This window comes from Methylobacterium sp. (assembly GCF_019745455.1).
Taxonomy (GTDB): Bacteria; Pseudomonadota; Alphaproteobacteria; order Rhizobiales; family Beijerinckiaceae; genus Methylobacterium.
The window spans coordinates 1-11343 of the sequence record NZ_JAIETD010000093.1 but is presented as its reverse complement, the minus strand read 5'-3'; the positions used below and the strand labels follow the sequence as shown (position 1 = coordinate 11343).

General features: G+C 62.4%; 8 protein-coding genes and 2 pseudogenes. 4 read left to right on the top strand and 6 right to left on the bottom strand.

Annotated features, from left to right (window positions below):
- From K2Y56_RS18030 to K2Y56_RS18020, 3 genes and pseudogenes are all read right to left on the bottom strand, one after another.
- Positions 1–276: pseudogene (locus K2Y56_RS18030) on the bottom strand (hypothetical protein); the annotation flags it as partial.
- Positions 260–928 (bottom strand): ATP-binding cassette domain-containing protein, encoded by a 669-nt coding sequence (locus tag K2Y56_RS18025; protein ID WP_246753316.1) that lies wholly within the window; start codon positions 926–928, stop codon positions 260–262. The pseudogene K2Y56_RS18030 and the gene K2Y56_RS18025, both read right to left, overlap by 17 nt.
- Before the next feature lie 138 nt (positions 929–1066).
- Positions 1067–2137: an IS630 family transposase gene (locus tag K2Y56_RS18020; RefSeq protein WP_170867530.1), complete on the bottom strand. Its 1071-nt coding sequence runs from the start codon at positions 2135–2137 to the stop codon at positions 1067–1069.
- A 32-nt stretch (positions 2138–2169) separates the two neighbouring features.
- Between K2Y56_RS18020 and K2Y56_RS18015 the strand changes: the two are divergent.
- Positions 2170–2525, top strand: a pseudogene (locus K2Y56_RS18015) (hypothetical protein); the annotation flags it as partial.
- Between the two features lie 87 nt (positions 2526–2612).
- On the opposite strand, the gene K2Y56_RS18010 reads toward K2Y56_RS18015, so the two are convergent.
- The 3 genes from K2Y56_RS18010 to K2Y56_RS18000 all read right to left on the bottom strand — a co-directional run bounded on the left by K2Y56_RS18010 (position 2613) and on the right by K2Y56_RS18000 (position 5435).
- A complete protein-coding gene (locus tag K2Y56_RS18010; RefSeq protein WP_043388257.1) occupies positions 2613–2939 on the bottom strand; it encodes a DUF6634 family protein in 327 nt (108 codons plus the stop codon).
- Between the two features lie 139 nt (positions 2940–3078).
- On the bottom strand, positions 3079–3285 hold the full coding sequence (locus K2Y56_RS18005; RefSeq protein ID WP_043388259.1) for a hypothetical protein: 207 nt from the start codon (positions 3283–3285) through the stop codon (positions 3079–3081).
- Complete coding sequence (locus K2Y56_RS18000; protein ID WP_051976328.1) at positions 3285–5435, bottom strand: AAA family ATPase; 2151 nt, start codon at positions 5433–5435, stop codon at positions 3285–3287. Before K2Y56_RS18000 ends, K2Y56_RS18005 begins: the two co-directional genes overlap by 1 nt.
- A gap of 859 nt (positions 5436–6294) precedes the next feature.
- Between K2Y56_RS18000 and K2Y56_RS17995 the strand changes: the two genes are divergently transcribed.
- The 3 genes from K2Y56_RS17995 (at position 6295) to K2Y56_RS17985 (ending at position 11294) form a co-directional block, all read left to right on the top strand.
- A complete protein-coding gene (locus tag K2Y56_RS17995) occupies positions 6295–6624 on the top strand; it encodes a hypothetical protein (RefSeq protein WP_139239616.1) in 330 nt (109 codons plus the stop codon).
- Positions 6625–8868: 2244 nt separating this feature from the next.
- A complete protein-coding gene (locus K2Y56_RS17990; RefSeq protein ID WP_292510580.1) occupies positions 8869–9525 on the top strand; it encodes a hypothetical protein in 657 nt (218 codons plus the stop codon).
- The gene (locus tag K2Y56_RS17985; RefSeq protein WP_292510577.1) at positions 9522–11294 is read left to right on the top strand and encodes a hypothetical protein; all 1773 of its coding nucleotides are present in this window, start codon (positions 9522–9524) and stop codon (positions 11292–11294) included. The genes K2Y56_RS17990 and K2Y56_RS17985 overlap by 4 nt, the downstream gene beginning before the upstream one ends.
- Positions 11295–11343 lie beyond the last annotated feature (49 nt).

Genomic DNA, 11343 nt, shown 5'->3' with positions numbered 1-11343 from the left:
ATGGTGGCCGACATCAAATCGGAACGCTGGCCGGCTTCGCGTCGGAATGGGTGGCCGGCTTCCGTCGGAATCCGCAGTCTGCACGCGGTCGGCGGGGTTCGGGGCGATAACGCGCCCCGTCCCGGCCGAGGTCTGCACCCAGGGAACATACAGAAGGACCAGGACCGCGAGGCAGATCCCGATGCCGATGATCCAGGCCAGGACGGCCGCCGCGCGGGGAGGCCGGATCGAGGTCAGGGTCGGGAAGCTTTGGATATGTTCAGGCCGCGACAGCATGGGTCCTCTCACGCAGCTTGGCATTGTCGAGCCGGTCCTCACGCTCGGTGGCGCGCACATAGCCGTGCAAGCCCAGCCGGATCTGGTCATCGTAGATCGGTTGTGGGGGGCGCCGGGTGACATGCAGCACCGTCGTGCCCGCCTCCCGGAACCTTGCGAGCGCCGCCGCGACGCGATCCGGTGGAAGCAGGTCGAACAGCGTCGACAGGACGACGAGCTTCGGCGGTTGCAGAAGGGTGGCGGCCAGCTTCAGCGCGACGGCCTCACCCGCCGAAAGCGGCGAGCCGGACGCGGACAGCGGCGTATCGAGGCCGTAGGGCAAGCGCCGGATGCGCTCGACCAAGCCAACACGCTCCAGGCAATCGTGGATCGTGGCCGGATCCTGACCCTCGACCAGCGACAGGTACTCGCGGATGGTCGTCTCGGCGAGCGTCGGCCGATCCAGGACAAGGATCTCCGACCGCAGTTTCTCCGGATTGAACGCCGCGATGTCGGCTCCGCCGACCATCACCCACCCACGCTGCGGCCGAACCCTCCGCGCGAGGAGCGCCGCGACCGTCCGCTCGATCCCCTCGTCGGCGGCCACGGCGAGGATCTCACCGCTCTCGACCGCGAAGTCGAAGCGGCAGCCTTCGACCTCAACATCGCGCAGGCGCAGGCTGCCATTGGCGGGGCCAGGGCCGGTCCACCCATCCCCGTCCGCCTGCTCGATCCCGTCGAACAGCGACAGTTCGTGGAGCGCCGCGACGAGGTCGTAGAAGGTCCTCGCATGCGAGCCTAGTGCACTGACTCAGACGGATGGTTCAGGGGATCGGCCGACGGCTTCGAGGATATCGGTGGCGGGCTTTGTCCAGACGAAGGGTCTGGCGCGCTGGTTGTGCTCGGCGATGTAGCGTTTGATCGCCGCCTGCAGATCGACGACGCCGGTGAAGGAGCCTCGCCGCAGCCGACGACGGGTCAGCGCTGAGAAGAAGCCCTCGACCGCGTTGAGCCACGAGGCCGAAGTCGGGGTGAAGTGGAACGTCCAGCGCGGGTGCCGGGCGAGCCAGGCGCGCACCTTCGGATGTTTGTGGGTAGCGACGTTGTCGAGGATCGCGTGGATCGCCTTGCCGGACGGGACAGCAGATTCGACGGCGTTGAGGAACCGGATGAACTCACCGTTCCGGTGGCGCTGCATGCAGCGGCCGAGCACGGTGCCCGCCAGGACGTCGAGGGCCGCAAAGAGCGTCGTGGTGCCGTGACGGGTATAGTCGTGGGTCTGGGCGGCAGGATGGCCGGGGGCAGGCGGACGGTCGGGGCGCGTCCGCTCCAGCGCCTGGATCTGGCTCTTCTCGTCGATGGACAGCACCACCGCGTGGGCGGGTGGGGCCATGTAGAGGCCGACGACATCTTCGACCTTGGCGGCGAAAGCGGGGTCGCGCGAGCGCTTGAACGTGCGCAGCCGATGCGGCTGGAGGCGGTGAGCCTCCCAGATCCGCTGCACGGCACGCAACGAGATCCCGACCGCGCGGGCCACGGCCCGGCCGGTCCAGTGGGTGACCTCGCCCGGCGGCTCCGAGCAGGTCAGCGCCAGTACCTCGGCCACCGTCTCGGTTGAATGGGGCGGCGTGCCGGGCGGGCGCGTCTTGTCGCGCAGCAGACCTTCGACGCCAGCCTCGGCGTAGCGCCGCTGCCAGCGCCACACGGCCGGGCGGCTGACGCCCGCCCGCCGGGCGACGTCCTGGACACAAAAGCGCTCGGCCGAGAGCAGGACGATGCGGGCACGCTGGGTATGTTTGAGCGGGCGGGAGCGGTCGCTGGCGATCGCAACCAGTCGTGCCGCATCGCTCGCATCGAGAAGCACACAGACCGTCTGAGCCATGGCCCAGACTCGCACGTCTCATCGGACGCGTGAATCCTCTGTCCGCGTCACTGCACTAGCGACGGACACGGCTGGATCAGGTTGACACGATCTGGCTAAGCCATCTCCACGCCGACTATGCCGGCGGTCTCCTGACGCCGAGCCGCCGCGCACGTTTCGCCAACGCCGAACTCGTGCTTCAGGACGGGGCGACATCGTCCACTCGCGGCTGCTGCAGATGCCGCATCCGGACTGGACGGTGATCTGGGACACCGACCCGGCGCAGGCAATCGCGACGCGGCGGAAGATCCTCGACCGTGCGGCGACGGAGGGTTTGAGCGTTACCGGCATTCGCCTCGCCGCTCGCGATAGTATCGAGCGGGCGGACGCCGACCACGCGCTGCGTTAGAATCCCTTGGTCCTCGATTCGACGCGCTCGCTAAAGCCGAACCGGTATCCGCTCCGACGGAGAGCGCCTCGGGAATCCCGGAGGGGATTAGTCCCCATCGGACGATGGCGATTCCAGCCGATAGAACCTCGACAGGGTGCGGGCGTAGCCTCTTTCGGGATCGTAGGTCAGGAGCTCGCTCGTCCAGATCTCGCCGTCCCTGAGCAGCGGATGGCCGAGGACGATTCCGACGAGATGGGGGACGGGGTACGCGATCACCCGCCACTCCCACAGTCTCGGCGCATCGCGCAGTTCATCCTGACCCGGGTGCCGGCCGCGGGCGATGCGATCGAGGTCGTCGGCGATGGCACGGTACTTCCGCGCGATCTCCGCGAGATGGGGAAAGGGGCCGGGCCCTTGGTTCAGGACAGACATGGACATGCTCCGCCGCCCCGGCGCGCGATGTGGCCGGTTCGAGTGTGAGATTCGGGGTTGGCTTGTGGTGGATGACAGTCGGAGGCGTGGTCGGGCGGGGCGGGGGAACGAACGTCCTCGCCGCGACACGCCTCCGATCTTAGACTCGCAGGTCTTTCAAGGCGTCGCGGCTGGATTGGGTGTGACGCTTCAGAGCCTCGAACGCAGTGCGTCGTCTAAGGATCTCGGCCAAGCCTTCGATGACAGCCTCACGGTCGCCGTCGAGGATCGCGCAGAGGCCTTCGATGGCCTCGGCCAGCGGCTGCAGGTCGCCGATCTCGAATGCCTCAGGAGGAAGCGCGAACATCAGGCCGCCCCCATGTCGAGTGCCGGTACCGGCGTTCCGGCCGAGCTCGCAGGCGCCGAGTGATCCAGCATGATCCGGTCGATGTCTTGAGCGGAGAGGTAGCCGACCTCGGCAAGTTCCGAGGCGATCGCCCGCAGCGCCGTCGTTTGCGTTTCCAGGACAGCACGGGCCCGCGCGTAAGCCCTCCGCAGCCGATCGGAAGCGGTCTCGACGAGCCCGCCTACGAGGAAGATATGCCGTTCGGCCGGGTCGACGTAGTAGGGTCCGAGCTTGCCGAGCCCGAACTGCAGGTCGATGCCGTGGGCGAGCGCCGTTGACTGGGCGAGATCCGATCCCGGGCCGAAGCCGCTGCCGATCGAGACGCCACCGAGTTCGATCTCTTCGGCCACGCGTCCGGCGAGCATCGTCGCGAGGGTCGCCTCGAGCTGCGGCAGCGTCGAAGCACCGTCGACTGGGTACTCGAACTGGGCCTGGCCACCACCGTCGTGGAGCGACAGGTCTACGAGCGCTCCGCAGCCGAGCGACCGGCCGACGATCGCGTGACCCGCCTCGTGGATGGCGGAGCGTCGTCGCGCGTCTGGGGACATCGCGAGCCGCCCCTGACGGATCTCTGCCAGGATGTCGTCGAGGCCGATCTGGCGCCCGGCACGGCGCGCCGCCCCCCTGGCTCGACGCACGAACGCCTCAACATCGGCTCCGGTCTTGCCGCGCGCGGCGAGCGCGAGCGGCATCAAAGAATCTCCGGCCAGCGCCTCGGCGCCGAGATGATGCCGGAAGATCTTCAATAAGCTCGTGGTGTTCGGCCGCTCGATCGCGATCTCGCGATCGAGGCGCCCCGCCCGCTTCACGGCTGGATCGATGTTCTGCGGGTGGTTCGTGGCAGCGACGACGACCACGCCCGGGCGCTCTTCGACGCCGGCGAGCAATTCGAGGAACAGGTTCACCACCTGGGTCCAGTACTGGACGTGCTCGCCGCGGATCTGTGCGCGGTCGGAGATGCCGTCGAGCTCGTCGATGAACAGAATGCAAGGCGCCTGGGTCCGGGCTTGGGCGAACACTCTGCGGATCGCCTGCAGGGTACCGGAGAGGTAATCCGATGCGTTCCACTCCGCGACCGAGGTCGCCACCAGCGGAACCCGAGCGGACTTCGCCAGGGCGCGGGCGAAGCTGGTCTTGCCGACGCCCGGCGGGCCCGACAGCAGCAAACCCCGATTGTCGATCTCGGCCCAGGCGAGGCGACCGAGACGATAGGCTTGCAGGTCAGCAGCAACTGCCAGGCCCCAATCCTTGGCTGCACCATACCCGTCAAGTTCCTCGAGTGTCGGACCCGTTTGAAGGTAGTGGGCTTTGGCTGCGATTACCCGGGCGATTGCATCGATACAGGCATCGGGTGAGGCAGCACCCCGGAATGCGATCGGCAAATCGGCGATGTCGAGGGTGCGAACCAGCTCGGGATCAATCTGCCGTGCTGGGCTTTCCCCGGTGACCGCTTCGATGATGAGGTCGAGCGTGCTCTGATCCAAGCCGGGGAGCGCGATGCGATGCTCGGCAGCGCGCAGGAAATCGCGCGGCAGTTGGCGGATCGGATCGGGTGCGCATCCAACGATGGGAACCCGCGCATGGAGCGCCGAGGCCACCATGAGGTTGCCAGTATCGGGTCTGTGCTCCTTTTGCGAGCCGTCGCGGACGAGCAGGCCGGCCTGCGTCGGTTTCAGAGCGACCGCTCTGTTGCCGCTCAGATCCATCACCCGGACGCCGGGTCGGAAGGCGCATTTTTCAAGGACGTCCCGCACCGGTTCGACGAGATCCGGCATGTGCGTGGTGATGACAACGACCGGGGCTTCGCGCCGCAGACGACGAACGAGGCCGTCCTCGGCCTCGATGGCACGAGCGACCAGCACGGCCACCGCGGCGAGGTCTGCCGGGATGGGCACGTGCTCGGCCTTTTTCTCGCCCTCGGTCTGGGCGAGGATGAGTTCGACCGGATCGTCGCTACTGTCGTCACAATCGGGATCCGAGCTGAATTCGCGTTTGAACTTAGTGTTCTTGCGCTCTTCCTGTGCCAGGGTTCGAAGGAACGCACGGGCAAGCGCATCAGACGGCTTAGCGTCTGGATGCTGGTCGTTCAGCTTCGTTAAGGTCGGCAACATGACGAAATCTCCCGCGGCCGGGCAGCGGCGCCGGCCGTCAGCGTGATGGCTGGATTGGTTGCAGCGACGCGGCTGGCTCGATGGGATCGGAGCGCTCGGCGGGCGTCGGCATCAGGAGATCGCCTCAAACCAGGCGACGAACGTTTATAGAACAAAAAATGAACAAAAACAGCGCCGACCGGCACATATCCACAAGGGAGGCATCGCTTAAGGAGCGACAAATATGGTGTCGTTACGTCCCATTCGTACAAACGTCAGGCTCTTCGGGGACCTGAAAGAATGGCGTCGGAGACCAATACGGTGGCAACGCGTGGTGGGTGCGTGCCGAACTCAGAAGCACGTAGTCGCATGCTGCGGGCAGGTGACCTGCCACGAGCGCATCCCTCCGCGTTACGGAATGGCCCGGTCAGTGTGAGCGGTTTGTCGCGCACCTCAAGTAGTGGCGCCGGATTTCACCAAGCGCGCCATAGATTGGACCCGAGATTTCGGGCAGAGCAAGACCAATATTCCCAGCTGAGCAGCGACTTTGGCAATCTGTCTGAAACGGATAATTTTCCCTACACACCAAGAAGAGTTGTGACACGCGCCGAAATAGGCGGGTCAAGCTGTCTGGCATCTGCTGCACTTACGCTTCCATTTGGGCATCGCGCAAAACGTGTTCGCGGCATCGCTGGTAGGACCGATCGCACACCGGGCACCAGCGGCAGTTTGGAGGCCGTCTGGCTTGGAGGGAGTTCGAAATCAACTGCCAGCGCGATATAGTGGAAGGAACACTCATGCCTCGGTGGGCTCGCGGCAACGGCGCCGGTGCCGCACGGCTGATGCATCTGCTGCGGCTTGCCTCCTCGCGCGAGATCGAATGACAGGGGAAGAGTTTAAGGCTCGCCTACGTCTGCTGCGCCGGACCCAGACCGGTTTCGCGGCTGAGTTGGGCGTGGCGCTCCGTACGGTTCACTACTGGGCGCATCGTGGCCCCCCCTCGGAGGTCAGCTACCTTCTGGACATGTTGACCAGCTTGGAACTCCCATTTGGCCCTGACGCAGCTGCCTCTGATGGCTACATCTCTTCAGCATTATTTACGGACAAGGTCGTGAAGGTCATTAATCGACTAAGCAAGGAGTCGGAAAAATTAGGCCGCGGAACTGAATTCGAGCAGGCAATCACAATTTGGATCAAAGAAAACAGCTAAAGGAAGAACGCATTAAAAGGAATCCTATTAGCTGGCTAAATATTATATGAATGCACATCTTCATTAAAAGATTCACAATAAAAATCTGTTCGGTCCAAGTTTTGCTCGAGATACCCGCAATACCACCGAAAAGATATCATATTGCGCCTGCAAATATTGCCTCTATCATGCGGCAAGCCTCGTTGAGACGAATGGAAACGACTTCCCCGAGCGCGGTTTGGATTGCGCGGTTTGATAGAGGGATATTCCAAACGGCTGACGACTGCAGAGTACCGGATTGCGCTTCCAGCGATCTTGTCGCACACCCGATGCTGCATTCGAGGGTCAATGACATGTCATCAGCATATTTGTCAGACCGACCATACATTAAAACGACAAAAAATACCGGTCAGATGCCGGGATTTCGATCCTTCAAAACATCAGCGCCGATCTTATATCCTGCGCGGTGGCACCACGATCTCTTGATACAACTAACTCTTAATCCATACGTGACGGGAATAAGTCCTTGCAGCACCAAATGGCCTAACGGCGGCTTAAATCTCTTCATAGATTGCGGCGGAGAGATTTTTCAATTGACTGCCATGCGCGATGAAGATTTCAACCAGCTTCAATTCTTAGACAGTCATCTATTTGTGAAACGGTCCGTCGTTTTATCCGAACCGTCACTGTCTAACGCTAGAGCCATCTGGTCAACCAGGCGAACACCAATTTCGCCCAGTAACAGGCTGCGCGTTCTCGAGCGGCTGGCTGCACACCCCAGTGGATTGCCCATATCCCAACTAACGAATTGTATCCAGAATTCCTCAGCCGATCCGATCGATACTATCCTGGCGCTTGTATGCCTTGGGCTTTCGATTTTGGACTTGGGATTGATGCTATGCCCTGACACAATAATCCGTCTGAACAGCCTTTCAGATCGCGATGGCAACCGGCGGCCGCAAAATAGCTTCGAGCATATCGGCGGTCTTCTCGCCAAAGTTAAAGCGGACCAGGCGCCCGTGCTGGACGACGGCCGTTAAGGGAAAGCCCAGGCTGAAGTTCGGCGCCCGAGTGATTCGCGTCGCGCCAGAAAACTGCACCCGAAGTGCCGGTTCAAGCGTCCTCTGTACGAGGCGAATCACCCCCGAAACCGAACAATTTTATCGGCCGAAAAATCGGTCCCCTGTACCCGCGCACTCGACACTCACGCGACATCCTAACAGATGTCGAAGGAATGCTCACGGGTGCACTCAGCCCACTGACGAAACCACATCTGAAGGAATGAAACACGAAATTTGATGTTTTGATCCTTCGGTACAAAGGAATAATGTTCGACCAGCTCGAAAATCCGTTCCTTATGGTCGACTCGACATATTTATTTTTGTGAAACCGTTGACTTCGACACACTTATGTGGCAGCCGACCAAGATGACGATGGTCTGCCGAGTGCGCTATAGCTGCAGACGCAAGCAATAAGCTGTTGCGTTTCTCGTTCCTTTGTATGAACGATTAAGCGAATCGGATTGGGGCCAAGGTCGCGGTCTTTACCAAGACGTCGACACTGAGCTTACCAGCCACGAAGCGGAGAGCACTCGATGGCGTGAACTGAGCATATATGGAAAAGGCGCCCGAGATGTCTCGAGCGCCTCCGTTCCACTGGCCGTCCGCAAAGCCTGGCAGCGACGTCGGGCGGCCAGAAAACCGAAACCACCAGATTCTCAAGGAATCTCGCAGCGTTCGTGCCTGCATAATGCCTGCGACCGACATCGGCCGCAAGCGCATTGTGTCGACGGCTGAAATGCTGCGCGTTCCTCGCCCAGGAGGCGAGTTACATGCGCGCATTCTCCACCGCATTTGAGCCCCATGAGATTGATCGGACGGAAAGCGACGTCCTGTGGCGCTCACAATTCGAACTTCAAAGGCACTTCGCTGGTAATCACCAGCACAGTGCAAGCCTCGACTCGTCGGTCCGGCCAAAATTTCAAAGGCCCGCGAGCATCCGTTCGCCGTAGGGCACGTGAGCCAACCTGATCCCACAGGTTTGCCTCCAGAGCGACTAATCGAAATCTGCCGGCCTCTACCGGCCAATCACGACACTGCAAGCGTTTGAGGCCCCTGCATCGTCGGGTCGATCGCGCATGTCTGCGATTCAACCCTTCGAGGCCGGAAAACAATCACCCGTCCCTAAACGGAAGGTTCATCCGACGTGTCGCCCGCCCCAGCAACCTTTGGCACAGCAGAACCGGCTCACCGCTGGCGCGAGCCCTTGCGTTCGATTGCCTCGCGTCGCCCGTCGGAGAAGCCCAGCCGCACCTCCGCTCGTCCGGTCATCGTCACAACCGAAAATCCCCGCGAAATCCTTTGCGAGAGCGAGCTTGAAGCCAAGGCGGCCTTTCTCCTGATGGCACGGCCCGATTGCACGTCAATTCAGGAGCAGCCCGATCCGGTCTCGTACCTCGATTACGAGGGAAAGCCGCGTAAGCACACTTTCGACTTCCTCATGATCCGTCGATCTGGGCAGCGCATCGCCATTGCCGTGAAGCCGTTGAAGCTCGCGATCAAGCGCGATCTCCAAGGGCTTCTGAAGCACATCGCCCGGCAGATGGACCCGGCGTTCGCGAGCGGCATCCTCCTCCTGACCGACGCGAATATCTCACCTGCCGTATTCCAGAACAGCAGGCTGATCCACGACGCACGCCGCCTTCCAGATCCGGAGATCGACGACCGCGTCCGCGCCGTCATCGCCACCCTCAAAGGCACCACGACCATCGATTGTATCGTTGCAACTGCGGGCCTCAATGGACACGACCAGGGCTTCTATGCCGTCGTCCGCGCAATTGGGAGCGGGGCGCTGGTAACGACCCGGAATGGGCTGATCGATCCAGGTATGTCTGTGCGCCGGGCTGCCGGAGGGACTTCATGAGCTCTCTGGCGCTTTCCGTCGGCCGCATCGCATACGGCAAGTTCGACCGCATCCGGAACGGCGCAGTGGCTTACACCTGCGTCGAGACGAACGAGGCCGGGCACCGCCTCCGGCGCGTCGACGACCCGAGCATGTTCGAGTCCTTCTCTCATCTCGAGATGGCGCAGATCGAAAGGTCACGTGCGTACCATTACGACAGGGATTGGTTCAACGAGGGCAAGGTCAAGGCGCGGCAGCGCAGCGGTGTCGAGAACTTCGCTGACATCCCCAAACGCGAACAGCCCAAGATCCTTTGGAAGAACGAGTACGTCGACCGCTTCATGCGCATGGTGTCGAAGGGCGAGGCCGATCGGTCGAACGCCGGCATGAAGGCGGCCATCGCCAAGATCGCCGTGGAGGTCAATCAGCTCGACTGCGCCACGATCGTCCGCCGAACCGACGAGAAGCGCAAGAAGGGTAAGCCGGTCCCGCTGCGCAAGGACGGCACCCCACGTAAGATCCGCTCGGGTACCGCGACGGTGCTGAGGGAGCCGCCCTCCTACCGCACGCTTCAGCGTTGGCTGGCGATCATGGAGGAGTGCGACTGGGCTCCCGAAGCGCTGCGCGACAAGTACAGGAATTGCGGCGACCGCACCGCGCGATTGGAGCCCGAGGCACACGAGAGCTTAGTCGAGACAGCACAGAAGTTCGCCACGCAGGCAAGGCCATCTCGCGCCATGCTGTACGACAAACTCGAAGCGCTGATCGGTGACAAGAACGCAGAGCGTGCCGTCGTCGGGCTCAATGCACTGGCTGTGCCGAGCAGGCGGCGCTTGTACGCCGAGATCAAGTCCCTCGATGCTTTTGAGGTTTACGCAGGCCGATACACGCTGGACGCAGCCTGCAAGAAGTTTGCAGCGGTCGAGGATGGACCAGCTGCCACGCGGATCGGCGAGCGCATTGAAATGGATGAGTGGCAGGTCAGCTTGCAAACGCTGCTGATCAAGTCTCGGGTGTGGAAGCACCTCGATCCCAAGACCCGTGAGGCTGTCGGACGCGCCCGTTGGTGGCTTTACGTCGCCATCGATCGGGCCAGTCGTTGCGTCCTTGGCATGCGCCTCGTCGAGACCCCGTGCGCCTCAGAGGCCGTCGCCACCGTCCGTATGATCATCAGCGACAAGTCGCAGCTATCAGAGGATAGCGACGCGCGGTCGAAGTGGCTCATGTCAACGGGCATTGGGACCATCGTCACCGACTGGGGTTCGGCATTCCGCGCCGAGGAAACTCGGCGCGCCGCACGGGCAATGGGCGCCACATTCGGCCATCCACCGGTCGGGAAACCACATCTGCGCGGTGTCGTCGAGAGGATCTTCTCAACGATCGAAACCCGGTTCACGGGCTACTTCACCGGTCGGACCTTCTCCAACGTCGTGCAGAAGGGCGACTACGATTCTGCGGCGAACGCGAGCGTCCCGCTCGATGTCCTCGCGCGCGGCCTCGTTCGCTTTGTAGTGGACGATTACCATAATAGGCCTCACGCCAACCTGGGCGGCGAGACGCCTTACAACGCGTGGCTCCGACTGCAACGGACGAATGGACGTCTTCCGGTCCCAGACACCCATACACAAAGGGCGGTCTTCGGCATCGAGACGACCTGTACGCTCGACAATTCAGGCGTCACGTTGCTCGGGTTGCGGTACCAGAATCGCGAAATCTTCGAGTGGTTCACCCACAAGGGCGTCACCGATGTACAAGCCAGGGTTGAGGTAGCGTCCGCGGACGAGGTGTAAATTCGAGGACCGCTTTGGCGGGGATTGGGGTGGCCATCGGGCCATGCGG